The organism is Paraburkholderia fungorum, from assembly GCF_046027605.1.
In the GTDB taxonomy this organism is placed as follows: domain Bacteria; phylum Pseudomonadota; class Gammaproteobacteria; order Burkholderiales; family Burkholderiaceae; genus Paraburkholderia; species Paraburkholderia fungorum_F.
Genome location: NZ_JAQQEF010000010.1, coordinates 210585 through 235518, shown reverse-complemented (window position 1 = coordinate 235518; position 24934 = coordinate 210585). Strand labels below are relative to the sequence as shown.

General features: G+C 61.8%; 23 protein-coding genes. 6 read left to right on the top strand and 17 right to left on the bottom strand.

The window, feature by feature from the left end; genetic code table 11:
* Positions 1 to 78: 78 nt before the first annotated feature.
* The 8 genes from PQR53_RS18960 to PQR53_RS18925 form a co-directional block, all read right to left on the bottom strand.
* Positions 79 to 1176, bottom strand: coding sequence for an LLM class flavin-dependent oxidoreductase (locus PQR53_RS18960; RefSeq protein WP_408456832.1), 1098 nt, complete (start codon positions 1174 to 1176; stop codon positions 79 to 81).
* Between the two features lie 29 nt (positions 1177 to 1205).
* Entirely contained in the window at positions 1206 to 2624 is a 1419-nt protein-coding gene (locus PQR53_RS18955) for an amino acid permease (RefSeq protein ID WP_408456829.1), read from the bottom strand.
* Positions 2625 to 2674: 50 nt separating this feature from the next.
* Positions 2675 to 3817 carry an aminotransferase class V-fold PLP-dependent enzyme gene (locus tag PQR53_RS18950; RefSeq protein WP_408456826.1) on the bottom strand — a complete coding sequence of 381 codons (1143 nt, stop codon included), beginning with the start codon at positions 3815 to 3817 and terminating at the stop codon, positions 2675 to 2677.
* A gap of 50 nt (positions 3818 to 3867) precedes the next feature.
* On the bottom strand, positions 3868 to 4956 hold the full coding sequence (locus PQR53_RS18945) for a porin (protein WP_408456823.1): 1089 nt from the start codon (positions 4954 to 4956) through the stop codon (positions 3868 to 3870).
* A gap of 108 nt (positions 4957 to 5064) precedes the next feature.
* The gene (locus PQR53_RS18940) at positions 5065 to 6513 is read right to left on the bottom strand and encodes an MFS transporter (protein ID WP_408456821.1); all 1449 of its coding nucleotides are present in this window, start codon (positions 6511 to 6513) and stop codon (positions 5065 to 5067) included.
* Between the two features lie 74 nt (positions 6514 to 6587).
* Positions 6588 to 7772: an acetylornithine deacetylase gene (gene argE / locus PQR53_RS18935; protein ID WP_408456818.1), complete on the bottom strand. Its 1185-nt coding sequence runs from the start codon at positions 7770 to 7772 to the stop codon at positions 6588 to 6590.
* A gap of 102 nt (positions 7773 to 7874) precedes the next feature.
* On the bottom strand, positions 7875 to 9089 hold the full coding sequence (locus tag PQR53_RS18930) for a pyridoxal phosphate-dependent aminotransferase (RefSeq protein WP_408456816.1): 1215 nt from the start codon (positions 9087 to 9089) through the stop codon (positions 7875 to 7877).
* Between the two features lie 125 nt (positions 9090 to 9214).
* Positions 9215 to 10207 carry a LysR family transcriptional regulator gene (locus tag PQR53_RS18925; RefSeq protein ID WP_408456813.1) on the bottom strand — a complete coding sequence of 331 codons (993 nt, stop codon included), beginning with the start codon at positions 10205 to 10207 and terminating at the stop codon, positions 9215 to 9217.
* 105 nt (positions 10208 to 10312) lie between these two features.
* Between PQR53_RS18925 and PQR53_RS18920 the strand changes: the two genes are divergently transcribed.
* The 5 genes from PQR53_RS18920 to PQR53_RS18900 all read left to right on the top strand — a co-directional run bounded on the left by PQR53_RS18920 (position 10313) and on the right by PQR53_RS18900 (position 14562).
* The gene (locus PQR53_RS18920) at positions 10313 to 11332 is read left to right on the top strand and encodes an asparaginase (RefSeq protein ID WP_408456810.1); all 1020 of its coding nucleotides are present in this window, start codon (positions 10313 to 10315) and stop codon (positions 11330 to 11332) included.
* Complete coding sequence (locus tag PQR53_RS18915; RefSeq protein WP_408456807.1) at positions 11323 to 12102, top strand: amino acid ABC transporter ATP-binding protein; 780 nt, start codon at positions 11323 to 11325, stop codon at positions 12100 to 12102. Before PQR53_RS18920 ends, PQR53_RS18915 begins: the two co-directional genes overlap by 10 nt.
* 63 nt (positions 12103 to 12165) lie before the next feature.
* Positions 12166 to 13005, top strand: coding sequence for a glutamate ABC transporter substrate-binding protein (locus tag PQR53_RS18910; RefSeq protein WP_408456804.1), 840 nt, complete (start codon positions 12166 to 12168; stop codon positions 13003 to 13005).
* A 13-nt stretch (positions 13006 to 13018) separates the two neighbouring features.
* Positions 13019 to 13663, top strand: coding sequence for an amino acid ABC transporter permease (locus PQR53_RS18905; RefSeq protein WP_408456801.1), 645 nt, complete (start codon positions 13019 to 13021; stop codon positions 13661 to 13663).
* Complete coding sequence (locus PQR53_RS18900) at positions 13660 to 14562, top strand: amino acid ABC transporter permease (RefSeq protein WP_408456799.1); 903 nt, start codon at positions 13660 to 13662, stop codon at positions 14560 to 14562. The genes PQR53_RS18905 and PQR53_RS18900 overlap by 4 nt, the downstream gene beginning before the upstream one ends.
* A gap of 22 nt (positions 14563 to 14584) precedes the next feature.
* On the opposite strand, the gene PQR53_RS18895 is transcribed toward PQR53_RS18900, so the two are convergent.
* Entirely contained in the window at positions 14585 to 15958 is a 1374-nt protein-coding gene (locus tag PQR53_RS18895) for an MFS transporter (protein WP_408456796.1), read from the bottom strand.
* Between the two features lie 138 nt (positions 15959 to 16096).
* Positions 16097 to 17230 (bottom strand): porin, encoded by a 1134-nt coding sequence (locus PQR53_RS18890; RefSeq protein WP_408456794.1) that lies wholly within the window; start codon positions 17228 to 17230, stop codon positions 16097 to 16099.
* Positions 17231 to 17775: 545 nt separating this feature from the next.
* On the opposite strand from PQR53_RS18890, the gene PQR53_RS18885 reads away from it, so the two are divergent.
* The gene (locus tag PQR53_RS18885) at positions 17776 to 18333 is read left to right on the top strand and encodes a 4-hydroxylaminobenzoate lyase (RefSeq protein WP_408456791.1); all 558 of its coding nucleotides are present in this window, start codon (positions 17776 to 17778) and stop codon (positions 18331 to 18333) included.
* Positions 18334 to 18379: 46 nt separating this feature from the next.
* On the opposite strand, the gene PQR53_RS18880 is transcribed toward PQR53_RS18885, so the two are convergent.
* The 7 genes from PQR53_RS18880 to PQR53_RS18845 all read right to left on the bottom strand — a co-directional run bounded on the left by PQR53_RS18880 (position 18380) and on the right by PQR53_RS18845 (position 24899).
* Positions 18380 to 18961, bottom strand: coding sequence for an NADPH-dependent FMN reductase (locus PQR53_RS18880; protein ID WP_408456788.1), 582 nt, complete (start codon positions 18959 to 18961; stop codon positions 18380 to 18382).
* A gap of 77 nt (positions 18962 to 19038) precedes the next feature.
* Positions 19039 to 19767 carry a nitroreductase gene (locus PQR53_RS18875; protein ID WP_408456785.1) on the bottom strand — a complete coding sequence of 243 codons (729 nt, stop codon included), beginning with the start codon at positions 19765 to 19767 and terminating at the stop codon, positions 19039 to 19041.
* A 79-nt stretch (positions 19768 to 19846) separates the two neighbouring features.
* Positions 19847 to 20818, bottom strand: coding sequence for a LysR family transcriptional regulator (locus PQR53_RS18870; RefSeq protein ID WP_408456782.1), 972 nt, complete (start codon positions 20816 to 20818; stop codon positions 19847 to 19849).
* A gap of 390 nt (positions 20819 to 21208) precedes the next feature.
* On the bottom strand, positions 21209 to 21910 hold the full coding sequence (locus PQR53_RS18860) for a nitroreductase (RefSeq protein WP_408456780.1): 702 nt from the start codon (positions 21908 to 21910) through the stop codon (positions 21209 to 21211).
* A gap of 120 nt (positions 21911 to 22030) precedes the next feature.
* Positions 22031 to 22897 carry an isocitrate lyase/PEP mutase family protein gene (locus PQR53_RS18855; protein ID WP_408456777.1) on the bottom strand — a complete coding sequence of 289 codons (867 nt, stop codon included), beginning with the start codon at positions 22895 to 22897 and terminating at the stop codon, positions 22031 to 22033.
* A 5-nt stretch (positions 22898 to 22902) separates the two neighbouring features.
* Positions 22903 to 24321, bottom strand: a complete 1419-nt coding sequence (locus tag PQR53_RS18850) for an FAD-dependent oxidoreductase (RefSeq protein ID WP_408456775.1) — start codon at positions 24319 to 24321, stop codon at positions 22903 to 22905.
* The gene (locus tag PQR53_RS18845) at positions 24318 to 24899 is read right to left on the bottom strand and encodes a cysteine hydrolase family protein (RefSeq protein WP_408456943.1); all 582 of its coding nucleotides are present in this window, start codon (positions 24897 to 24899) and stop codon (positions 24318 to 24320) included. The genes PQR53_RS18850 and PQR53_RS18845 overlap by 4 nt, the downstream gene beginning before the upstream one ends.
* Positions 24900 to 24934: the final 35 nt, after the last annotated feature.

Sequence of the window (24934 nt, the reverse complement as noted above, 5' to 3'; positions counted from 1 at the left end):
ATGATTCCTTTCCTGATTTACGAATTCTGAATTCAGATTATGGTGAAGGGACACGTTAGTCAAGCAGTAGATGTCCGATCAAGCGACGCGCAGGCCCGCTTCGCGCATCAACGGCACTACCCGCTCGCAGAAGAACGGCAGTTCATCGACGTAATTGACGAACGATAGCGCCGCGCCGGCAAAACCGGCCTCATGCATTTGCGTCAGGGTTGCGACGATCTGCTCCGGCGTACCGACCAGCGGAAAGGTACCCGTACCGGCGGCAAAGCGCTGCCGGTATAACCGGTAAGCGGCGGCGTCGTGGCTCTGGCTGAAGCCTTTCTTCTGGCGCATGTGGTAATCGAGTGCGGCTTCGTCCGCATGGTCGCGTGAGTAATGGTCGTAATAGGCGCGCGCTTCCGCTTCGGTTTCGCGGCACACCACATGCCCTACCGTATAGACCTGCACGTCGCGCTGCACAGCCTGCGCGCGCTGGCGGATATCGTCGATGTGCTGGCGCCCCGCGTCGAGTTCCGAGAACGTCGTAAACAGGCAGTCGCAATGCTGCGCGGCGAAGTCACGTCCAGGGGGTCCGAAGGCCGCGTTCATCGTGACCGGTCGCGGCGTCTGCACGGCCACCGGCCGGGAAATGGCGTCCTTCAATTGATAGAAACGGCCGTCGAAGTCGAACGGCTCCGCCGATGTATAGAGCCGCTGCAGAATGTCCGCCCATTCGGCGGCTTGCGCATAGCCTTCCGGATTCAGCTGCATGCCGAACATCGCAAATTCGTCGGGGTTCCAGCCGCAGACGATATTGAGGCCCGCGCGCCCGTGGCTGATGTGGTCGACGGTGGCGAGCGCTTTCGCCGCGTACAACGGATGCACGAGCGGCACGTGAACGGTCGTGAACAGCGCGATCCGTTTCGTCACGGCAGCGAGCGCGGCGGCAAACGTAAAGGTTTCGAACGACCACTGACGCACATCGGTCGCGCCGCCGAAGCCTCGCCAGCGCGCAATCGGCAGGAAGAAGTCGAGGCCGCCTTCGTCAGCGATCTGCGCCGCGCGCTGCACCTCGTCCCAGCCCGCGCGCCAGCGTTCCGGGACGGTGGTGAAGCTCAGCCCGCCGTCGGCGTTCGCGGAGAACACGCCGACCTTGAAGGCATTGGGTCCGCGCATCGGATTGATAACAGGACTCACATTTGTCTCCTCGTCTCAGACCAACCGTCTCAGGGCGATACCGCGGAAAGTCCGGCAAGCCGTTTGCGGAACAGGAAGTACACGAGCGATACCAGGATGAGCCACGGCACGCCGACGATCCACGAAATGTCCCAGAAGCTCGTATCGAGGCCCATCGTGATCAGGATCGCAGCGAGTAGGCCAATGCCGAGAATCTGCGCATAGGGAAAGAACGGCATACGCACCGGCAACGCGCGCCCACGCCATGCACGGCGGAACTGCAAGTGCGTAATGAGGATGACCATCCACACCATGATCCCGCCAAATAACGCGATACCGAACAGATAGTTATAGGCCAAAGGACTCAGGAACGAGATGAGCGCGGCCACCAGTACGCCAAGCCCGGAGACCAGCGTGGCGGCAAGCGGGGTGCCACGTGCCGTCAACTTGCCCAGCCAGCGCGGCGCGAAGCCGCCGCGGGCCAGCGAGAACATCATCCGCGAAGACAGATAGAGATTCGTGTTCATGCTGGATAGCGCGGCCGTGACGACCACAAAGTTCATCAGCCCTGCCGCGTGACGCACACCCGCATGTTCGAACAATCTGACGAACGGGCTTTGCTGCACGATCTTTGCACCGGCTTCGGTCCACGGCAAATAGGTGATCATGATGCCGAGCGCGAGGAGATAAAACAGCGTGAGGCGCAGCACCATCGAGCGCAATGCGTGCGGAATCGCCTTCTGCGGATCGCGTGCCTCGCCCGATGTCACCGCCACCACTTCGACGCCGTAGAACGAGAAGATCGCCATCAGCACGCCCATCCAGACGCCGCTGAAACCATGCGGCATGAAGCCGCCGGGCAACCCGGTCAGGTTATGCATGCCCACCGGCTCCGAATGGCCGCCGGCACCGAACATGCCGAGACCGCCGAAGCCGAAGATCGCGGCAAGACCGAACACAATGAACGCGATGATCGCCACGACCTTGATCAGCGCGAACCAGTATTCGAACGAACCGAAGTTCGTCACCGAACGGCAGTTCACATACACGAGCACGGCGCCGAATGCGAGCGACCACCACCATACCGGTATGCCTGGAAACCAGAAGCCCATGTAGATGCCGACCGCGATCGCTTCGCCGCCCACGGCGACCACCTCGATGACCCAGTAGGTGTAGCGCACGACAAACCCGGCCCACGGGTTCAGATACATCTCGGCATAGGTGCCGAACGATCCCGCCGACGGATGCGCGACCGCCATCTCGGCGAGACTGAACACCATGATCACGGCGACCAGTGCCGCGATCGCGTAACTGATCAGCACGGCGGGACCGGCATAGCCAATGGCGATACCGCTACCCATGAAGAGGCCGGTGCCGATCGCGCCGCCGATGCCGATCATCGTGATCTGCCGCTGGCTCAGCGCTTTCTCGAGGCCGGCCTCGCGGTTTGTTGCGGGTGTGACTTCCATCTGAAGACTCCCTTGAACAGGTTCGGAACGTGTCGATGACGACGCGCGGATCAATCGGGCAAGAGCGCGGCGAGCCGGCTCGCGATCGAATCGTGGGTCAGGACGCCCGGCGAAAAACGCATCACGCGGCCACGCGTGTCGACCACGACACCCGCTTCAACGAGCGACGCTTCCAGCGCTTTCGGGTCCACATGCGCGGGCAGTGTGGCCATCACACTGCCGCCTCGCGCTTCGTCGGCGCGCGGTGAATGCAGGGCATAACCTTTGGCATCGAGTGTCTCGATCAATGCACGGCACACACGCAGGTTGTAGTCGCGCAAGCCAACGGCTGCCTCGGACAGACGCCATGCGAGGCCCGGCGCCGACGCCACGAACGGCAGGAGCGACGGCGTGCCGGTATCGAAACGGCGCGCTTCGGCCGCCAGCGAAAACCGCGTGATGTCCCAGTTGAACGGGTCCGGTTGACTGAACCAGCCAGTCATCTGCGGCACGAGATCGCTGTCGAGCAAGGCCGGGCACACGTAGCCAAGCCCTGTGCCGGGCGCGCCGCACAACCATTTCAGCGTGGTCGTCGCGACGAAATCGACCGCCGGGGCGGTGACGTCGAAATCGAGAATGCCCGCGCCCTGCGTGACGTCGACTGCAATCAGGCTGCCCTGCTTGCGCCCGTGTGCGACCAGGCGGTCGAGATCGGCGCGTTTGGACGCGGTCGAGGTGACCCACGTGATCACCGCCAGCGCCACGTCGTCGCGCCATGCGTCGATGAACGCCTCGTCGGTGACCCATGACGCGCCCGCTGCGAGCGGCACCGTCGCGAGCGTGAAGCCGAACGTGCCGGCGAGACCCGACAGCAGGAAATGCAGGCTCGGAAAGCAGTCGGCGGCGATCAGCACCTTGCGGCCTTTGAGCCGCGGGCCGAGCGCCGCGACGAACTTGCCGAACGCCTCGGTGACGTTCTCGGCGGCGAACACATTGCGGCTGTCCGCGTTGACGAGGCGCGCCCAGTCGTCGAGTACGCGCTGCCGCGCGGCGAGTCCTTCATCCCAGCGCTTCAGGCCCGGCGCGCACCAGCTCGACGCGAACTGGGCAAGCGCATCGCGCACGGCCGCTTCCTGTTCGGGGAACAGCCCAACCGAGTGATACATGAGCCAGCCGTCGTGCTTGCCGGGTATTTGAGGTGTGTTCGATTGCATGAGTACGTGTGTGTGATTCGTCGCGTTTGGACTGACTGTGGATACGGCGCTCAGAATTTGTGGCGCATGCCGACGCGCAACAACACCTGATTGCCGCTCGATGAAGCCGGAATACTGATCACGGCGGCGGTCGCCGAGTCGCCGGTCGCGTGCATGATGATCGACTGCACGTAGACGTCGGTGCGCTTCGACAGGAAGTAGTCGTAGGTCAGGTTCAACTGGTGGTACTTGTTCGCGCCGAGCGTGGTGAGTCCGTAGCCGATGCCGTAGACCTGCGCGGCGTTGTGCGTGTAGGAGAAGCCGCCCTGATAGTTGCGGAACATCGCGGAGGGCATGCCCTGGGCCGCTTCATATTGTGCTTGCGAATAGACGCCATACACGGTCACATTAGTGAACTGATAGTCGGCGCCGGCGCCCCACGTTCTCAACTTGTTGCCGCCGGCATTCACCGGTGTGGCAGAGCCTATCAGTGGCGAAATATCGATCGAGGTCCCGCTGATTTCAGTGTAGGCCGCGCCCGCGCTGAAATTGCCGCGCGAGTAGACGCCGGTGAAGCTGTAGGTGCGGCCGTTGCCGTTCAGATCGCCGGCGAGATTCGAGAAGCCGTACATGGCGCCGAAGCTGAAACCCGCGAAGGTCGGCGTCACATACTTGATCGAGTTGTCGACCCGCTGGCCGCTCATCCGGTCGTTATCGAGCGGATTGTTCGCATAGCCGCCCGCCGACCAGGTCGGCGTGTAGTACGTCTCCAGCGTGTCGCACATGAAGTCGTATTGATGCCCCGCGGTCAGCACGCCCCAGCGGTTGCTCGACAGACCCACCCACGCCTGGCGGCCGAACAGCGCGCCGCCCTGCCCCAGCTTGCCGTTCTGCAGCTGATAGCCGTTTTCGAGGTCGAAGACGGCCTTGGTGCCGCCGCCCAGGTCTTCGGCACCTTTGAAGCCGAGCCGGTTACCTTGCATGACCCCGGTGTCGAGAAACGTCGCGGAGTGGCCTCCTTCATTACTGGCCCAGGTAATGCCGGCATCGAGAATGCCGTAGAGCGTGAGGGTGCTTTGCGCGTGCGCGGCCATCGACGTGCCGGTGCAAAGACCGGCGAGCAGTGTGGAAGCGGCGATTTTTTTAGGCGTCGGTTTCATCGATAGCGATCAGGTTGGGATGAGACGAATGCGTAAGGCGAATTGAAGGGGACGCGCAATGTGCCGCGCGTCGACAGGTAAGCCAGTTGCTTTTCAAAACGAAACGTCTTACTGCGTCGTGCGGTGATCCGGGACCTGACGCGAACCGCTCGCGCCGGTGTTGAGAGTGGGGGTTGGCCCTTGCGTATGTGCTTGCTTGCTGGTTTGCGTGTTGGTTTGCGTTTCGGCTTGCGTTTCGGCTTGTGCCAGGCGCTGAGCTGAAGGCAGCAGCAACACGATCAGGCTGCCGGCCACCGCGCATCCGGCGACACCGAGCATCGACAGCGCCGTGTTACCGGTGAGGTCCTGCGCCAGGCCCATGAGATAAGGGCCGAACAGACCGCCCAACGCGGCGAGCGCATTCATCAACGCAAACCCCGCTGCCGCGGCGCGGTCTTTCATGAAGTTGGAAGCAAGCGCCCACACGAGCGGCGTGGCGCCGATGAACGCCGCTGTGGAGAGCACGACGCCCGCAATCGAGAGCACCGGCTTCGCGGCGAACACCACGCTCAGAACGAGACCGACGGCCCCGGCGATACATGCGCCGGCGATATGCCAGCGCCGTTCGCCAAACAGGTCGGAACTCCGCCCCAGCATCAGCATGGCCACACCGGACGCGAGATAAGGAATCGCCGAAATCAGGCCAATGGTGCGGTAATCCGCGAAGCCGGCGGCCTTGATAATGGTCGGGGTCCAGAACACCACCGCATAGATGCCGAGATTCAGCGCGACGAGCACCGCGCCGAGCAGCCACACCTTGCCCTCGCCGAATGCATCGCGAATCCGTGCGCGCTGGTGCGTGCCGCTATGATCGGCTTCCACAATCGCAAGCAGACGGGTCCGCTGCGCCTCGTTCAGCCACTTCGCCGTGCGCGGCGAATCGGCGAGACCGACAAAAACCACCACGCCGACGATCAACGCGGGAATGCCTTGCAGCAGAAACAGCCATTGCCAGTTGCGCAACGAGCCGACATTCGTGAACGCTTCCATCATCCAGCCCGACAGCGGACCGACGACGACACCGCCGGCTGCCGCCGCGGTGATCAGCAGCGAAATCACGCGGCCATGACGGCGTTTCGGATACCACTGCGTCAGGTAATAGACGACACCCGGCAGAAAGCCCGCCTCGGCGGCGCCGAGCAGAAAACGCATCGTGTAGAACGCCATGGGCGTCTTCACGAACAGCGTCAGCATCGAAATCAGGCCCCATGTGAGCATGATCCGCGCGATCCACTTGCGCGCCCCGACGCGATACAGGATCAGATTGCTCGGTACCTCGAACAGCAGAAAGCCGACGAAGAACACCCCGGAACCGAAGCCATATACCGCGGCGCTAAAGTGCAGATCGTCGAGCATCTGCAGCTTGGCGAAGCCGATGTTGACGCGATCGATATACGCAACGATGTAGCTGATGAAGAGGATCGGCATCAGCCGCCAGGTCACCTTGCGAAACAGCGCGACGTCCTGCGCGGTTTCGCTGCTGTCAGGCGCGGCTTGTGAAGCGTGAGCGGTTTGCATGGGTTCGTGTCGCGTGGCGTTGGAGAGAACGGTGAGAGGATCGACGCAGCAGGCAGTGACAAGCAGTCCGCGAATCAGGACACGCTCAGACGCTCGACGAGGCGCCCAATAAAACGCTCGCACTGATAGAGCTGTTCGAGCGACACGTATTCGTCGGCCTTATGCGCCTGATCGATCGAACCGGGCCCGCACACGATGCCGGGTACGCCCGCGTTCTGGAAAAACGACGCCTCGGTGCCATAAGCCACCTTGCCGCCGCGGCCATGCGCATCGCCGAGCAAGGCCATCGCGAGACGGTGAATCTCGTCGCTCTCCTGGGCGTCGAGCGCGGGAATACTGCCCACGCATTCAAACGACACATCCGCCAGCGCGTTGCGCTTGCGCATTTTCGGCAGCACGGTGCCGTCCACGTACTGCTTGAGCACATCGATGAAACGGTCCGGCGACACGCCCGGCAAAAAGCGGTATTCGAAGTAAAACTCGCAGTCGGCGGGAATGATGTTGCGTCCGTTGCCACCTTCGATCGTGTTGGTCGAGATGGTCGAGAACGGCACGTCGAATCCGTCGATGCGCTCGCCATGCGCCTCTTCTTCTTCCGCCAGATCCTGGATGCGGGAAATGATCCGCGACGCGTACTCGATCGCGTTGAGCCCCTTCGGCGTCAGCGACGAATGTGCGGCACAGCCCCGCACATTGCAGCGGTAGATGCGCCCGCCCTTGTGCGAGGCGATCACGCGCATGTCCGTCGGTTCGCCGACAATGCAGCCCGACGGCGTGAGCCCCGCGTCTTTCATGTCGGCGATCAGCCCCGGCACGCCGAGACAGCCCACTTCCTCGTCATAGCTCAGCGCGACGTGCAGCGGCTCGCGCAGTTTCGCGGCGCCGAAGCGCTCCGCGTGAGCCAGCACGACGCCGATGAACGCTTTCATGTCGCAGGCGCCGCGGCCATACAGACGGCCATCGCGAATCTGCGCGGTGAACGGGTCGCTGGTCCATGCCTGGCCATCCACCGGCACCACATCCGTGTGCCCCGACAACACCACGCCTCCAGGCCCCGCGCCGAATGTCGCAAACAGATTCGCTTTGGAGCGCTCCGCGTTGTAGTCGTAGCGCAGCGTTGCACCCGCGGACGCCAGACGGTCGGCGGCCCACTCGATCAGCGCGAGATTGGAATTGCGGCTGGTCGTGTCGAAACCGATCAACTGGCTCAGGCAATCGATCGTCGCTTGTGTCGGTGTGGCGTCGGCAGTGCGTGTCATCTGAAAACCCCGGTACGGTAAAACTGCGTGCGTGTTGCACCCTCGCGGGCGCGCGTGGCGCCTGCGATCGGTGTGCGTCAGAGGGAAAAGCGGGCTGCGCCGCTAACCGGTTTGTCTTACTGGCTGTCTTGCCGGCTGTGCCATCCGCGCGATGAACGGTTCAAGTCGGTCCATCGCCTCGCTCAGGCTGGCGTCGCTGCGGGCATAGCAAAGCCGGATCTGATGCGCGGACTGGGCGCCGAAGGCGATGCCCGGCGCCAGACCGACGCCCGCTTCGAGCACCGCGCGCTTGCAGAATTCGAGCGTGTCGGTCACACCGTCGATCTCGAACATGACGTAAAACGACGCGAGGTTCGGCACGACCCGCACGCCGGGCATCGCAGCGAAACGGTCGAGAACAATCTGGCGTCCGCCCCTGCATCGCTCGACGAACGACTGCACGAATGGCTCGCCCTCAGCGAGCGCGAGCGCGGCGGCTTCCTGCGAAAACGCCTGGCCGCCGCTCGTATTGAACTGGATCAGCTTTTCGAAGGTGGCGGTCAGGCTTTCAGGGAAAATCATCCAGCCCATGCGCCAGCCGGTCATCGCCCACGCTTTCGAAAAACTGTTGACGACAAAGACGGGATCGTCGGCTTGTGCGATTTCGACCATCGAAGGCGCGTAGGCACGGTCGTAGACAATGCGCTGATAGACCTCGTCGGCGATCAGCGAAATCCCGCGCGCCCGTGCAAAGTCGAGCAGGCGCTGCTGTTCGTCGCGCTCCATCATCCAGCCGGTGGGATTGCCCGGCGACGCGAAATAGATCGCGCGCGTGTGCTCGTCGCAGGCGGCGAACAGCGCATCCAGATCGAGCGACCAGCCGTTTTCATCGTGACCGAGCGGCACTTCGCGCACCTCGCCACCGAGAATCGAAATCGCCCGCAGGATATTCGGCCACGAGGGCGTCACGCAGACGACGTTGTCGCCCGCGCCGACGATCGCCTGAGCGACGAGCATCACCGCGTTCATGCCGGAGGACGTCGCGGAAATGCGGCAGTCGTCGATTTCGACGCCGCACAACCGCGCGTAGTAGTCGTGAATGGCCTGACGCAACGACGGAATGCCACGGTTCTGCGAATAGAACGTCTTGCCTTGCGCGAGCGCGGCGCTCGCCGCTTCGCAGATGAAGGCCGGCGTCGGCAGATCGCTCTCTCCGGCCCACAGGCCGATCACGTCCGGGCGGCCGATGCCCAGGCGCCACACGTCGATGATGGGTGAATCTTCCAGCGCTGAGATCGTCGGCTTCACGATGCGCGCAGCCTGCAATGTGTCGGGCACGGATGGTCCTTTCCAGATTGGGCCGGATCGTCCGCGAGGAGGAAACCGGCCATTGGCCTCAAACTAAATTCAACATTCTGAATTCAGAATATTTCCACATAATTTAGGTGTCAAGCTTTTCCGGGCTAGGGGTCTGCACGGATAGGCCGTGCGTCCAGGCCCGACGGCTGGCCCTCGCCCGGCCATTCACCGATCCCCTTCAGGTGCTCCGCCATGAACTCGCGCAACACGCGGACCTTGGTGGAAAAGCGCCGGTTCGGCAAATACGCCATGTAAATCTGCCGCCCGGTCAACGCGTTTTCGAGCCGGTATTTCGGCAGCGCGATCTCCAGCGCACCGCTCACGAGCAGGTCCCGGATCAGCCAGATTTCGAACTCGGCGATGCCCAGACCGGCGCACGTCGCTTCCAGCAGCAGCTCCGAATGATCCGACTGCAAATTCCCCGCAGGCAGCACCGACTGCACGGTCTTGCCGTTCGACAGATGCCAGCGCGGATCGCCCTCCGGATGCAGGTAACGCAGGCAGTTGTGCTGCGCCAGGTCGGCGGGGGTTTGCGGGCGGCCCCGCCGCTCGAAATAGGCGGGCGTCGCGCACAGGATGCTGTCGTTGCGCGAAATCGGCTGCACGATCAGGTTGTCGAGATAGTTTTCGCCTTCGTGAATGTCGAGATCGAAACCGCCCATCACCATATCGTTGTGGTTGTCGGTGAGGCGAAGATCGAGCTGGATGCCCGGATAGCGCTCAAGAAACGGCGCGACCAGTGGGGCCAGAAAGCGGCGGCCGAATGCCACCGGCGCCGTCAACTTCAATGGTCCGCTCGGCGCCGAATCGAGTTCGGCCACGACGCGCAAGGTGTCGTCCAGGTCGGCGATCATCGAGACCGCGCGCCCGTGGTACAGGTCGCCCGCCTCGGTCAGCGCCACATGATGCGTCGAGCGATGCAGCAGCGGCACGCCGAGCATGTCCTCCAGCGCGGTAATCTTGCGCGCGATCGTCGAGGTGGCGATCTTCAGCTCACGCGCCGCCGCCGAGAAACTGCCGAGTTCGACGATCCGCACGAGTGCGCGCATCGCGCTCAGATGGTCGAGGCTCACGTCCTTCGCTTTTTTCAGGGTCATATTGTCATTGCGTCCAGTGCAAAACCGTTTTCGAAATTACGAGTAAACGCACTTTTTTGCAATAATTAAACTCGCCGTTGATCGTCCAATCCTGAAAAACACGCAATGACACTTCCTTCGCATGTCCCGCTTGTCGTCACGACCCGTCACGGCCACGTGGAGCGGATTCACTGGGGCTCAGTGGCCGTTGTCGACGCCGACGGCGCATTGCTGGCGCATGCAGGCGACCCGCACGCCTGGATGTTCTCCCGCTCCACGTTGAAGCCGTTCCAGGCGTTGCCGTTCGTGCGCGACGGCGGTCCGGATCACTTCGGCTTTACGGATGCCGAACTGGCGCTCACCTGCGCGAGCCACGGCGGCGAGGATATGCACGTCGACGCGGTGACGAAGATGCTCGCCAAGATCGGCATGGCGGAGTCCGACCTGCGCTGCGGCGTGCACATGCCGGATCACTACAGCGAGGACAATCTGCCGCCGCGCGGCAGCGTGTTCGACCAGCGGCATCACAACTGTTCGGGCAAGCACACGGGTTTCCTCGGTTATTGCTGCATGCATGGCTATGCGCGCGCCGGCTACCTGGAGCGCGATCACGAACTTCAGCAGGAAATCACCCGCGGCGTGGCGGCGCTGGCCGGTTTGCCGGACTCTGAACTCTGGTATGGCATCGATGGCTGCAGCGCGCCGAACCTCGGCATGCCGCTAGCGCGCCTCGCGCTGATGTGGGCGCGGCTTGCCACCGGGACATCGGGTCAGAGCGCGGCAACGGACGCCGCGCTCGCGCGCATTTTTTCGGCGATGGCCGCGCATCCGGCGATGGTGTCCGGCACCGGCCGCTGCGATCTCGCGCTGGCGAATGCATCGGGCGGGGACTGGGTCGCGAAGGTCGGCGCCGACGGCGTGCACACTATCGGGATCAAAAGCACCGGCGTAGGTGTCGCGATCAGGATCGCCGACGGCAACTTTGGTGCCGTCTATGCGACGACCCTCGCCGTGCTGAAACAACTTGGCCTGCCGCTCGAAACCGAGGGCACGCCGCTCGCGAAATGGGCCGACCCGGTGCTGCGCAACGTCCGTGGCACCGCCGTCGGTCAACTCAAGGCGACGGTGCAACTGACATGGGTGTGAACGACCACGCTCATGTCGCCACGGCGAGCGCCGCCGCGCCGCTCGTCTCGCTGCGCGGGGTCAACAAGTCGTTCGGTGCGCAGCAGGTGCTGTTCGATGTCGATCTCGACGTCGCGCCCGGCGAAGTCGTCGTGGTGATCGGACCGTCGGGCTCCGGCAAATCCACGCTATGCCGCTGCATCAACCGGCTCGAAACGATCGACTCCGGCGAAATTCTGCTCGCCGGTCAGCGTCTGCCGGAAGAAGGCCGCGGACTGGCCGCGATGCGCGCGCAAATCGGCATGGTGTTCCAGTCCTTCAATCTGTTTTCGCACCGCACGGTGCTGCAGAACGTCGCGATGGGGCCGCGCAAGGTGTTGCGTCAGTCGCGTGCGGACGCCGAGGCTGCCGCACGCCGTCTGCTCGCCCGCGTCGGTCTCGCGCACAAGGCCGACGCCGTGCCGGCCGAGTTGTCCGGCGGCCAGCAGCAACGCGTGGCTCTCGCCCGCGCGCTCGCGATGAACCCGAAGGTGATGCTGTTCGACGAACCCACCTCCGCGCTCGATCCCGAGATGGTGAGCGAGGTGCTCGCCGTGATGCTCGAACTCGCGCGCAGCGGTATGACGATGGTGGTCGTGACGCATGAGATGGGCTTTGCGCGCCAGGCCGCCGACCGCATCGTCTTCATGGACGGCGGACGTATCGTCGAGATCGCCGACCCTCAGTCGTTTTTCAAAGCGCCGCGCTCGGAGCGCGCGCGCGATTTCCTCTCCAGAATTCTGGAGCACTGATTTCTCGGGTTTCGAATTCATTCGACAGGACGAACCTGTCTCATAACAGAGGAGATGCAAACCATGGGTTTCAGATCGATTGCGGTAATGACGGCGTGCGTCGCCGGCACGCTTTTCGCGGCGATGGCGCCGGCTTATGCCGCAGACACTTTCCCCGCCGATTCGACGATGGCGAAAATCCAGAAGAAGGGCAAGCTGGTGGTGGGCACCTCGCTCAACACGCTGATGTTCTCGGTACGTAATCCGATGACGGGGCAAACCGAAGGGTTCGAAGGCGACCTCGCACGACTGCTCGCCAAAAAGCTGACCGGCTCGGCGGATAACGTCGAATGGGTGAAGACGACCACGGAGAACCGCCTGCCGTTCGTGCAGAACGGCCGCGTCGACGTGGTGATCGCCACGCTGACGATCAACGACGCGCGTCGCAAGGTGATCGGCTTTGCCGGCCCGTACTATGTGGCGGGTCAGGACGTCCTGACGCGCCGCGCCGATACGTCGATCAAGGGTGTGACCGATCTCAACGGCAAGACGGCCTGCGTGCTGAACGGCACGACCGTTGAAGACAATGTGAAGAAACTCGCGCCGCAGACCAAATTCGTCACGTTCAACGATACGGCGGCGTGCGTGGAAGGCGTGGCCGACGGCCGTTTCGACGCGTATGTCGACGACGGCGCGACACTCGCCGGCGAATCGCAGCGTCAGCCGAACAAATTCCGTATTGTCGGCAAGCCGTTCACCCAGGAGCCTTATGGTATCGGCGTGCCTAAGGAAGACACTGCATTCCGCGACTGGATCAACGCCCAGCTCGAACAGTCGATCAAGGACGGCACCTGGAACAAGCTCTACGCGAAGGACCTGGAAGGCACGTTCGGCAAGCCGCAAGTGCCCGCCATCGAACGCTGAGCCCGACGGCCCCATGAACTCCCTGCTTCCGTTTGCGTGGCGCTTCATCGAAGGGATGGGCGTCACGCTCGAACTCACGGCGCTGTCGTTCGCGATGGCGTTCGTGCTCGGCACTGCCCTGACCGTCATGGCCGTCGGCCCGCTCGCACCGTTGCGCTGGTTCGCCGCGGTCTACGTCGAAATCATGCGCATGACGCCGCTGCTCGCGTTGCTGCTGCTGTTCGTGTTCGGCTTGCCGAAGCTCGGGTTCATGTATTCGCTTGTCACTTCGTCGGTGCTGGTGCTCGGCTTTTACACCGCCGCGTGGATTGCCGAAGTGCTGCGCGCCGGCGTCAATGCCGTGCCCGCGGGTCAGGTCGAGGCGGCCCGCAGCATGGGCATGACGTTTAGCCAGGTGCTGTCGAACGTCGTCATTCCGCAGGCGATGCGGACGGTGATTCCGCCGCTTGGCAACCTGTTCGTCAACCAGTTGAAGGCCTCGTCGATCGCGGCCGCGATTGGTGTGTTCGACATCACGTACACCGCGCAACGCATCAACTTCGAAACAGCGCAGGCCGTGCCGACTTTTGCGAGCGCCATGTTCGCGTACATGGTATTGACGATTCCTCTGGGTCTTGCAATGCGGCGGCTCGAACAGAAAATGGCGGTGACGCGATGAGTCGACCGGGCACCCTCTATGAAGCGCCTGGCCCGATCGGCCGCTTCCGGCAGCGCATATTTTCAGTGGTGAGTGCACTGGCCGTCTGCGGCTTGCTGGCAGCGATCGCGATACGTCTCGAAGCCAGTGGACAGTTCGACGCCGACAAGTGGGCGATCTTCCTGCACTGGGGCACGGCGAAGTTTCTTTTCGACGGACTCGTTTCGACGCTCGAAGCCGCGGCCTGTTCAGCGATCGTCGCTTTCGCAATGGCGTTTCCGCTTGCGCTCGGCCGGCTCTCCATGCGGCCGTGGATTCGCAAAGCAGCGAGCACCTATATCGAGTTCTTCCGCGCGATTCCGTTGTTGCTGCTGATTCTGTTCATGGTGATCGAGCTGCCCGCGCTCGGCTTCGACTGGCCCGCGCTTGGGTTTCTCGTCTTCGCGATGGCCTTGCATCATTCCGCGCTGACGGCTGAAGTGATTCGCACGGGGATTCTGTCGCTGCCGCGCGGCCAGCACGAAGCCGCGCTTGCGCTTGGCATGCGGCCGCATCAAGCAATGCTGTTTGTCGTGTTGCCGCAAGCCTTGCGTAGCATGTTGCCGGCGTTGATCAGTTCAGTGCTCGCGATCGTGCAGGACACGTCGCTTGGCTATGTGATTCCTTATGATGAACTGCTGCATCGTTCACAAGATGTGTCGAGCTACGCACCGCAGTCGCTGCTACAGGCGGCGTTCATTGTCACGATGATGTACGGCGTGGTGAGCGCCGCGCTGCTGTTTCTGAAGCGGCGGGTCGAGCGGCGTCATGGACAAAAGCTTGCACGCGCGGTGGATGTTCCGGCTGAGGCTCTCACCGCGATCACAGACCTGGGCTCGACGGAACGAAATGAAAGAGCCACGCAGGGGGCGGCTCGCTGAACGATTGATTAATCGCGAATCATCACAGGCGCGAATCCGCAATTGATGCCAACACGTTGCGCTGCCTGTTACCGACCGATACCGCGACCAGCAACGCCATGGCCGCGATAACCGCGGGCGCGGCCATCGACGTCAAAATGGCGAGCATGCCAAAGCCCGCAGCCGAAAGCGCTCCACCACCGAGCGCCCCGAGAATCCCTCCCAAACGCCCAACGCCCAGCATCCACGCAACCCCGGATGCTCGACCATGAGTCGGATAGAACAGCGCTGCGAGAGCCAGCATGGACATCTGCGCGCCCGTCATGCAGACACCTGCGACAAAAGTCGCGATCCCTAGCGATTGAACATTAGTAGCACCTTGCCCCATCGCGCAGACGGCAGCGCCCAGCAACAGAAATGCGAGGGCGACCACCCGCCATGGATTAAAGCGGTCCATCAACCAGCCACAACCCAATGCACCGATCACGCCTCCTGCGGGAAACAGCGCCGACACCAACGACGCCTGGCGCAGTGTGAACCCCGCGTCATGGATCATTGTCGGCATCCAGCTCGTCAGCATGTAATAGACCAGCAAGCCCATAAAGTACGCTAGCCACAACATCAACGTGCCGAACCTGTAGCGCGTGGAAAGGATTAGAGCAAGCGGTGCACTATCCTTCTCGCCCACCCGGTCAGACACGGAGAACCTTGAAGCAATCACCGGCTCTCCACGTGCAATTCTTCGAAGCACCCGGCGAATCTGTTCATCCGGCCAACCCTTGATCACCATGAATCGCACCGACTCCGGCAGCGCAACAAGAGCGCATGCAAGCAGCACAGGTGCAATCCCGCCCACGAGGAAGATCGCGCGCCATCCGAAGTCGGGTATCAATGCGGCAGACACCACACCACCTGCCGATGCGCCCAAAGTGAACCCGCAGAACATGATGTTCAGCAGCAAGGATCGACATCTCGCAGGCACATACTCCGACAACAGCGTCGTCGAGTTGGGGAGCGCGGCGCCCAGCCCAATGCCGGTAAAGAAGCGAAAGACCGACAGTTGCCACACACCGCCGGCGAATACGCACGCGATCGTCCATACGCCGAAGAAGCAGACCGATCCCATCAGAACCTTACGGCGCCCGACCCGATCGGCAAGGGGGCCAGCGAGAAGTGCGCCAACCGCGAGACCGATGAGCGCTGCGCTCAATACGGGGCCAAGCGCGATTTTAGTGACACCCCATTCTTTGGCGATCGCCGGCGCAACGAACCCGATTGCGCTGGTATCGAATCCGTCTAGCGCGACGATCAAAAAGCAGAAAAACAGGATCAGCCATTGGTAAGGCGAGAATTTACGTTCGTCGACAAACTGCTCGACGTTGAGTACTTTCTGTTCGCCGATATCCGCTGTGCTCATGCCAACTCCGTGATGAAGCACGTGGGGCGTTCGCTGGAACACCGCCCACGTACCGTGGTTAATCATTGCCGTGTGAATCGACGGAGCGCGGGGTTTGACGCTTCATTCAGTCAACTCGCGCTTCCGCCCTATGTCCCGCTAGAACGAATGCCGGATGCCCGCCATCACAGCAAGCTGGCCAATGCCTGCCGCCGGCGTGGTGCCTCCGCCACCGGCGCTTGCGGAAAAATGCGCGTTGGCGCTGTTCCACAAATACGTACCGTCCACATAGACAGCGGTTGCTTTCGACAGAAAATAAGTCGCACGAACCGTTGTCATCGTCGCCCGCGCATCCTGTTCGCGCACCACCATCCGATACCCTTCGCCCTCGATAACAAAAGTCGGCGTGACGAAATACTGAGCGCCTACGTAGTACAGATTCGACCGTACATCGGTTGCCGCCGTGGAGTTTGTCTCGACGTGCCTGCCCAGCCATCCCGCGCCGAGTTTCAGTCCGCCAAGATGCACGTAACCGTTGGCCTCGATACGCGAGTCCTTGTCTGCGCCTGAAGCAATGGGAAACGTGCCGACGCCGTCAAAGAAGCTCGCGGCGGCATTGGTACCGCCTCGCTGTTCGCCGTATGCAGTCGCCACGCCAAAGCCGGGCCCGTCGTACTTGAGCATTGCGCTCCACTCCCGGCATTGGGTGAACTGGCCGGGAACCTGACCCGCGCATGTACCCTGCCCGGGCGAATTACCGGTACCGGCCGAATCGCGCCCGAACGAATACGAGGCACCGAGCGTGACCCCCTTATAGGTTCCTTTGTAGACGACGCTGTTATCGGCTCGCGCATTGGGCAGATAGTTATCCAGCGCGCCGATGCCATGAATGTCGGGGCCAAGCATGTCTGCGTCAGCTAGCGCCCAGAACACCATGTTGTACTGGCGCCCGAAAGTCAGCGCGCCCCACGGCCCCTCCAGGCCAACCCACGCCTGACGCCCAAAAAGCCGCCCGCCTTGCCCCAAGTCTCCGCCTCGCGTATTGAAGCCACTCTCCAGAGTAAAGATGGCCTTCAACCCGCCCCCAAGATCCTCGGTGCCGCGAATCCCCCATCGGGAAGGGAGTTCTCCGCTGATGGACGGCATCCGGATGACGTGGTCACCCGCAGCGTTTGCGTGAGACACGTACTCGATACCGGTATCCATCAAACCATACAGTGTGACGCTGCTTTGTGCGAAAGCCGATGCACTCACCATTCCAAAACCAAACGCCGCAACCAGTCCACGCTTCATATTCTTCCCAATGAATGTTCATTCGTTTCGGCGTACCAAATACTTTATGTGGTACGGATCATTGGTTTTGAGCTTAGGGTTGCAAATAAAAAGCAACAACACGGTGAAACACCGGGCGACAGAAGTTCCATCTGTCTGGTCAGCAAATCCTTAAAAATTAAATTCCAGTGAATTCATAGAATGCCTAAAATTCTCCTGCTTTACGCTCAATCATTAGTGACTTTTTTTAATCTTCACCCTTGAGAGAGAACCGCTTACCACCTCGAATGTCGAAGTGAATTGTGTTCATATCCCTATTGAACAAAGTAACCCGTGCGTGGCCTCCACGACGTCTCGACCGGTGTACAGCCTGTGCGCTGGCACTTGAATGCCATTCAATGTGGTATTGCAAACTCGTCCCTTCATCGTTGAGCAACGATGTGGCATCGTGATCCTGGAAGTGAGCACCTTATTGTCGTGTGTCGGCAGACAGTGCGGACCCTCTCCGATGCGGCGCCGTCAATCTGGGCCGCACAGGCAAACTTTAAAAGACTAGTGAGGACGATATGTCACAAACTAATACTCCAGGCAGTAAGGACGAACTGATAGCGAAATGTCTGCCCTTTCTTGAAGAGGTCAAAGACCTGACTACCGGTAACGAGGTCGAACAATGGCTCAACGACAAATACAGCCCGTCGAGCGAGTTCTATCGCGATCTGAAACGCCTGATCACGATTGGTGTGGTAGAGGAAGGCTGGGCCGCCAACGTCGAGATAGCCGGACGCAAGTACCGGCGTGCACGTCTTGTGGACCCCTCTGAAGACACCTTTGGATTCAGCATTACCGCTGTCTATATGGATAGCACCGGCAATGATCAGAACAACCCCGAGGGAAGCTTCCGGGGTGACTACCACGCCCATCCCTACGGCGAATTCAACATGGTGGTGGCGCTAAACGAAGGTGCGGCCCTCGCCGGCCCGAACGGCTGGTGTTATGGCGGCTGGACTGCGCCGGCGCCGGGCAGTCATCACTATCCGGAAACCAAGGGCGGTGCAATTATCGCTTTGTTCTTTCTGCCCGCAGGGCGCATTGCGTACAACATCAAAGCGCCCGACGCAAACTGATCAACAGCATGCCCCGGGCGCATAGGATCGCGCCCGGGCACCGCAATCAGCGAGTGATCAGTTGCTTCGTCACGCCGACGAGACCAAGACCCACGCGCCGAACTTCCGCGTCCGCTTTCTCGTCGGCAAGCCTGCCACTCCCTGCAAATGCCTGGTGGGCAGAACCCAGCGAGAACACCTGCGGGATCAGGATCGCACCCAGCTTCTCAAGCACCCCGCGCGTGCCCAGCATTGCGCGAATTCCGCCCATTGGCCCCGGCGACGCCGAAATAACCGCTGCTACCTTACCCGCGAAAAGTGTTAAGCCCGGGTTTCCAGCCGCGGTCGGCCGACTTACCCAGTCAAGCATGTTCTTGAGCACGGCCGTGTAGCCACCGTTATGCTCCGGCGAAGCGACAAGCAGCGCGTCATGTGCGGCGAACAATTCCTGGAGCGCACGGACCCGCTCAGGGACGCCGTTCTCGCGTTCGAAATCCGCATCGTAAATGGGCAGCGGATAGTCTGCGAGGGCGATAAACGTCACCTCCGCACCATCCGCCGTCGCGCCGGATGCGGCTATTTCCAGCAGTTTTCGATTAAGGGATTCACGGCGGGGACTCCCACAAAAGGCGAGGATTTTTACAGTCATAGTCTGAACGTAACCAGGTCAAAGAAAGGGTTGAGGCAAATTGACTGAACACGCGCTAGCGGATCTGCGTGGCGTATTCAGATGGCATCGAAGCCGACAAACGTCGTAAAGCTTTCGACCTTCTCGCGCGGAATAGCGAGTTTGTTGACGACCGAAGCTTGATCCGCATAACCCAGCGACATTCCGCACACCACATCAAAGCCGGGGTCGAGTGAGAGATGCTCCGCGATGATTCCCTGATAACGTACGAACGACACCTGCGGGCAGGTATCCAGACCTCGCGCGCGTGCGGCAAGCATGACGGTCTGTAGAAAGAGGCCATAGTCGAGCCAGCTGTATTTCGTCAGTCTCGCGTCGACACTGAAGATCAGGCCAACCGGTGCCCCAAAAAAACCGAAGTTGCGGCCAGTGGCCAGAGCCCGGCCAGCGAGGTCCGCCTTGTCGATCCCGAGCGCACCATAGTATCGGGATCCGAACGCCTCCTGCATGGGGCGATACGCTTGCGGCATGGGATCGGGAATATGCTGGAGCGGCGGATGCAAATCCGCCTCATGAGCGCGCACAAGCGCTTCACTCAGCGACTCCTTGGTTGTTCCGCTCAAGACGTGCACCCGCCATGGCTGCATGTTCGAGTTGCTTGGGGCTGTGCGAGCGACATCGAGAATATCAGCGATGTCTTTCTGGGAGACTGCATCTGGACGAAAAACGCGAACGGCTTTCCGGGATCGAATAACCGAATCAATAAGGTAAACGTCCGAATGCATTTGATGGCCGGTCTCTGCGGCTTCAAGGATATCTATCTGCATAGTGTCTGCATGATGGCACAGCCCGAACACCGCGCGCGGTGAAAAGACTTCAAGACAACCTTGAAGAAAACAGGATTGCCTAGCTTCGAACCTGCCGGCCGACGTCAAGTATCTGCGAGCGCAACCACTGCAACGCCGGATCGTGCGCATTTCGCGCATGCCACACCGCTCTGACCGAAGACTCCGGACACGGATACGGCGTTGCCCGCGTTTTCAACTCGCCGTAGCGCTCGAACTCGCGCCCCAATGGAGAAGGCACGACGGCAAACATTTCGCTGTGACGCAGCAGCGCGGGAATGGCCAGCGAATGGGCCACAGCGACGCGCAGCCGGGGTCGCGCCGGTTCGTCTGCAAAGGCATCCTCCAGGGCTTGCCGATCGAACATCTCCGATTGCCGCGCCAAACCGCGTTCAACGATAAAGCCGCCAACGGCGCCCTCTTCCGAACCGCCGAGCGAGACCGCAGCAAGTGGGTAATTCAGCAGATCGTCGCGCGTGACGGCCCGGTCGCCGATAGGATGATCCAGACGCATCACCAGCACGTCTCTCTGTTGCCATATCATCACCGACTGAAAGCGCGGCGGCACTTCCGCAAAAATTCCAACGGCGATGTCGATCCGGCCGATATCGATCTGCCCGGCCAGGTCCAACCGGGTGGAAGGCCGTATGACAAGGTTCACCATGGGCGCTTCGGCGGCGAGCCGCTGACTGAGACGGCCGAGAAGCAGCATCGTGATGTAGTCGTTCGCCGCGACGACAAACTCACGTTCGGCAACCTGGGGCTGGAACGGCTCGTCGCCTAGTGCCACCTGAATCTGTTGGAGTGCGTTGCGCACCGGCGCTGCAATCGCGACTGCCCGCGCAGTTGGCTCCATTCCTTTCGCCGTACGCACGAACAGATCGTCTTCAAGTGCGTCCCGCAGCCGCCCCAGCGCATGACTAATGGCGGACTGACTAAGATTCAGCCGCTTTCCCGCGAGGACCAGATTGCGATCCTCGAACACCGCGTCGAATACTCGCAGGAGATTAAGGTCAATCCGTCCGAGGTTCATATTATTAATAGATCAGCATTGCGGTGGCTTTATTTTACTCGCGCTCAATCAAAGCCAGCGGCGAACTCTCGCGCAATAAGCTGCATAACCTGCGGGATCGAGAACACGCATGTGTGCCTCCTCGAAGCGAACCTGAAGTTGCGCGAGGATGTCACACACAATAAAACACAGTAAAACGGGCCACGTCTGAACCAACAGAACCTGACCGAATAAGGATAGGCTGATGCCGAGATAGATCGGATTACGCGACACCGCAGTTTGAGAAAGACAACGCGTTCCGGCCCGCGCCGTATGCGAAAACCATGCGCCCGACAACAGCAAGCGTTCCGAAAAGACCGGCGTGAAAGAGAGGACTAAAGCGCCACAGAAGCTCAACCTTCAGATGCATGTTCAGGAATCGAAACCCAGGAAACTGGAAAAATTCTCAACCGGCTCCCGAGTCATATCGAGGCGATTCAGTATCGACTCCTCGCCGGGCAATCCAAGGCTCATTCCACACACCACCTCAAAACCCGGCGGAAAGTGGAGGTGCTCCGCGATGATGTCCTGATAGCGCACAAAAGATACCTGCGGGCACGTAGCCAAACCGACGGCCCTCGCGGCGATCATGACCGTCTGGAGAAACAGCCCGTAGTCGAGCCAACTGAACTTCGTCAGCGTGGGATCAATAGCGAAGACCAGCCCGACCGGTGCACCGAAGAAATCAAAGTTCTTTCCCGTGACCTTCGCGCGCTGCTGAGCGTCGCACTTTGGCACGCCGAGCGCTCCGTAGTACACCGCACCGAAGGCCTCCTGCCTGAGCCGCATGGCTTCAGGTAATGGGTCCGGCAGGTGTCGCAAGGGAGGATGCCGGTCCTCGACGTGGGCGCGTCCCAGCAACTCGCTAAGCGCGGCTTTCTCCTCGCCGGCCAGCACGTAAACATGCCAGGGCTGAATATTCGAGTTACTGGGTGCGAACTTCGCGACATCCAGTATCTCTTCAATGACTTGCCGCGGAACAGGATCCGGTCTGAAACACCTTACCGCCCGGCGCGAGCGAATGACCGCATCAACGACGGATGCCTCTGGGTGGGAGTTGCGGTCAAGTACCATAAGTGAATAGCGCCGAGCAAGGTTTCCTTATGATGACATAGCGCGAAAATGCATTGCGATGAAACTTATGCAAGAGCGAAATGAACGAATCGAAAGCCGAGGGGTGACGCATAGGACCCTCTATTCGTACAACTGGGCCTCCGCCAGCAGCGCCTCCGTACCGATCACTTCATTGATTCCATCGAAATCGAGCATTCGATCCCGCCAGGGCGCCGTTGTCCCATGCGCGCGCAAGCTCCCGTAATACCCTTTCAGCGTATGCGTCACGGCGCGCGCCGTGCCGCCCGGGAAGATCACGATACGAAAACCAAGTTGCGTGAGCGTTTGTGCACTCTGCACCGGAGTCTTACCGCCCTCGACCATATTCGCAAGCAGCGGCACGCGTCCCGCAAAGCGCTTGCACGCAACGTCCATCTCTTCGAGCGAGCGCAGCGCTTCGATGAACAACGCGTCCACGCCCGTTTCCAGATAACGCTCGGCGCGCTCGAACGCGGCGTCCAGTCCTTCAACCGCGGCTGCGTCGGTGCGCGCCAGCAGCAGCGTATCGGTGCTGCGCCGCGCGTCGAGCGCTGCGCGCAGCTTGCCGCACATTTCATCCGCGGCAATCACGGACTTGCCATTCAGATGCCCGCAGCGTTTCGGGAAGGTCTGATCCTCGAGCTGGATCATCGCGGCGCCCGCGCGCTCAAAGCCGCGCACCGTGCGCTTGACGTTCAACGCGTTGCCGAAACCCGTATCGGCGTCCACGATCACGGGCAAAGCCACACGTTCGGTGATCCGCGCCAGCGTATCCTCGACTTCCGGGAACGTCGTCAAACCGACGTCCGATCGTCCCAGCCGCGTGTACGCAATCGACGCGCCCGACAAATACAGCGCCTCGAAGCCAGCCTGCTCCGCGACCACCGCGCTCAGCGCATCGAAAACGCCCGGCGCGAGCACGGCACCCTTTTCAAGCAATGTTGTCAGTTGTCTGGATTCGGTTGTCATGGATTTCATTCCTTCGATTCAGAAGGCCGGTCCAGCGATCGGCCAAGCAGCAAAGCCGCTGTTCGCGCGGCAATGTGTCCCCCCGCCACCGCGCTCAGCAGCCCATTGCCCGAGAGGTAGCCCCATACCGCATTACCGGATACGCCGCGTGCCGCGCCGCCCGCGGCCAACAGGTTGGGAAAGGGCGAGCCGTCGCCGTCCAGCACGCGACAGTCCGCGTCGATGTCGAGTCCGCCTTGCGTATGAAACAACGCGCCCGTGACCTTGATGGCGTAATAGGGCGCGCTCAGGCGGCGCGCGAAGGTGCGGCCAAAGGTGTCCGTCGTGCCGGGACTCACGCTCTCGAGCGTCGCGCGCAACACATCGGCGTCGCAATCCATGAGCGCCGCGAGTGCCGCCACATCGGCGCAGGCCTTGAGCGCGCCGGCGGATTCGGCTTCGCGGAAATCGGGGAAGCCGCGCGCAAGCGTCAAGGTAGGCTCGTCGAACACATTCCAGGCGATGCCGCCCGGCTGCGCCAGCACGTGCACGGCCGCTTCGGAGTAGCCATGCGTTTCGTCGTGGAAGCGCTGCCCCGAGCGATTGACCTGCACGCCGCCGTCCATCATCACGGCCCACGAAATCAGCACGCCGTGTGGGCTGGCCCAGGAACCATGCCCCTGGTAGCCGCCGAGGTCGGCGAGTCGTGCGCCAAGCTGGCGCCCCCAGGCGATCGCGCTGCCGTCGTTGCCTTCGTGACCGCCATACACCGCGCTCGCCATCTCCGGTAACAGCTCGGCACGCATCGCCGGGTTGCCGCCGAAGCCGTTGCACGCGAGCAGCAGGACGTCGCATCGCAAGTATTCGGTCTGGCCGTCGGGTCGAACGAAACCCACCGCGTCGATCCGGCCGTCTGGCGCGAGCCAGAGTTCGCGCACGAGCGCGTGAGTCATCAGGTAAGCGCCCGCGCTTTGAGCGGCGCGATCGAGCGCGGCCACCAACGCCGCGCCAGTGCGTTCACGCAAACTGTGCATACGGCGCACGCTGTGGCCTGGATACAGGAAGCCATCGAGCACTTCGAATTCGAGGCCGTGGCGCGCGAGGTTGTCGATCGCCGCGCCCGAGGCTGTGGCATAGGCGTCGACCAGATGCGCAGCCGCTGTACCTTCGGTCTTGTCCATGATGTCGGCGGCAAAACGCGCCACGTCGTCTTCGATACCAGCAGCACACTGAGCCGCTGTCGCGGCCGCCGGAATGAAGCCGGACGACAACGCCGTCGAGCCGCTCGGCACGGCATCGCGCTCGAGCACGACAACCTCGATGCCGGCATCGGCGAGACGCAGCGCAGCCGTCAATCCGCACGCGCCCGCACCGACAATGACGACCGGCACATGGGGCGCATCACTCACGGGCAACGTTCCGGTCCTGACGAGTGGCGTGCTCATGCCTGCCCCTCTTCAAGACGGCGCGCGAAATCGTCGCACGTGATCACCTCGCCTACCGTGCGCAGATCGGCAAGCGCTACGTCGTGCGCCGTTTCGGTCGACGCGGCGCAGCCGTCACCGAGCACCAGCACCCGATAGTCGCGCATATGCGCATCGCGCGCCGTGCTGGCGACACCGCCATTGGTGACGATGCCGCAGACCGCCACGGTATCGATACCCGCCCGGCGTAACACCCAGTCGAGCTGCGTGTTGAAGAAGGCCGAGTAGGCGACCTTCCACACCGACACGTCGACCAGAGACTCGAGCGCGGGAACGGTCGCGTGGCCGCGCGAGCCCGCGACAAAATCCCCGCGCCGCAAAAATGGCCGCAGTCGCTTCAGATGCGGCGAGATCATCGGTTCGCCGTGCGCATCCGGCCACAACGTGAACTGGCTCGCCGCGACAAAGCCGTCCCGCTGCTTCAGCGCGCGAGCCACCGGCGCGACGCGCGCCGGCAACGCACGCGCCGCATCCGAGGCCGCGCCGCCGCGATGGTATGCGCCACCGTCGCTCACAAAGTCGTTCTGCAGATCGACCATGATGAGCGCGGTGTGCTTCGCGTCGAGTAACTTTT

What these genes read in the sequence shown, in the direction of transcription:
- PQR53_RS18955 (WP_408456829.1), bottom strand. Translation starts at nt 2,624, where the DNA reads ATGGAAGTCACACCCGCAACAAACCGCGAGGCCGGCCTCGAGAAAGCG.
- PQR53_RS18950 (WP_408456826.1), bottom strand. Translation starts at nt 3,817, where the DNA reads ATGCAATCGAACACACCTCAAATACCCGGCAAGCACGACGGCTGGCTC.
- PQR53_RS18945 (WP_408456823.1), bottom strand. Translation starts at nt 4,956, where the DNA reads ATGAAACCGACGCCTAAAAAAATCGCCGCTTCCACACTGCTCGCCGGT.
- PQR53_RS18940 (WP_408456821.1), bottom strand. Translation starts at nt 6,513, where the DNA reads ATGCAAACCGCTCACGCTTCACAAGCCGCGCCTGACAGCAGCGAAACC.
- argE (WP_408456818.1), bottom strand. Translation starts at nt 7,772, where the DNA reads ATGACACGCACTGCCGACGCCACACCGACACAAGCGACGATCGATTGC.
- PQR53_RS18925 (WP_408456813.1), bottom strand. Translation starts at nt 10,207, where the DNA reads ATGACCCTGAAAAAAGCGAAGGACGTGAGCCTCGACCATCTGAGCGCG.
- PQR53_RS18920 (WP_408456810.1), top strand. Translation starts at nt 10,313, where the DNA reads ATGACACTTCCTTCGCATGTCCCGCTTGTCGTCACGACCCGTCACGGC.
- PQR53_RS18915 (WP_408456807.1), top strand. Translation starts at nt 11,323, where the DNA reads ATGGGTGTGAACGACCACGCTCATGTCGCCACGGCGAGCGCCGCCGCG.
- PQR53_RS18910 (WP_408456804.1), top strand. Translation starts at nt 12,166, where the DNA reads ATGGGTTTCAGATCGATTGCGGTAATGACGGCGTGCGTCGCCGGCACG.
- PQR53_RS18905 (WP_408456801.1), top strand. Translation starts at nt 13,019, where the DNA reads ATGAACTCCCTGCTTCCGTTTGCGTGGCGCTTCATCGAAGGGATGGGC.
- PQR53_RS18900 (WP_408456799.1), top strand. Translation starts at nt 13,660, where the DNA reads ATGAGTCGACCGGGCACCCTCTATGAAGCGCCTGGCCCGATCGGCCGC.
- PQR53_RS18895 (WP_408456796.1), bottom strand. Translation starts at nt 15,958, where the DNA reads ATGAGCACAGCGGATATCGGCGAACAGAAAGTACTCAACGTCGAGCAG.
- PQR53_RS18890 (WP_408456794.1), bottom strand. Translation starts at nt 17,230, where the DNA reads ATGAAGCGTGGACTGGTTGCGGCGTTTGGTTTTGGAATGGTGAGTGCA.
- PQR53_RS18885 (WP_408456791.1), top strand. Translation starts at nt 17,776, where the DNA reads ATGTCACAAACTAATACTCCAGGCAGTAAGGACGAACTGATAGCGAAA.
- PQR53_RS18880 (WP_408456788.1), bottom strand. Translation starts at nt 18,961, where the DNA reads ATGACTGTAAAAATCCTCGCCTTTTGTGGGAGTCCCCGCCGTGAATCC.
- PQR53_RS18875 (WP_408456785.1), bottom strand. Translation starts at nt 19,767, where the DNA reads ATGCAGATAGATATCCTTGAAGCCGCAGAGACCGGCCATCAAATGCAT.
- PQR53_RS18870 (WP_408456782.1), bottom strand. Translation starts at nt 20,818, where the DNA reads ATGAACCTCGGACGGATTGACCTTAATCTCCTGCGAGTATTCGACGCG.
- PQR53_RS18860 (WP_408456780.1), bottom strand. Translation starts at nt 21,910, where the DNA reads ATGGTACTTGACCGCAACTCCCACCCAGAGGCATCCGTCGTTGATGCG.
- PQR53_RS18855 (WP_408456777.1), bottom strand. Translation starts at nt 22,897, where the DNA reads ATGACAACCGAATCCAGACAACTGACAACATTGCTTGAAAAGGGTGCC.
- PQR53_RS18850 (WP_408456775.1), bottom strand. Translation starts at nt 24,321, where the DNA reads ATGAGCACGCCACTCGTCAGGACCGGAACGTTGCCCGTGAGTGATGCG.
- PQR53_RS18845 (WP_408456943.1), bottom strand. Translation starts at nt 24,899, where the DNA reads ATGGTCGATCTGCAGAACGACTTTGTGAGCGACGGTGGCGCATACCAT.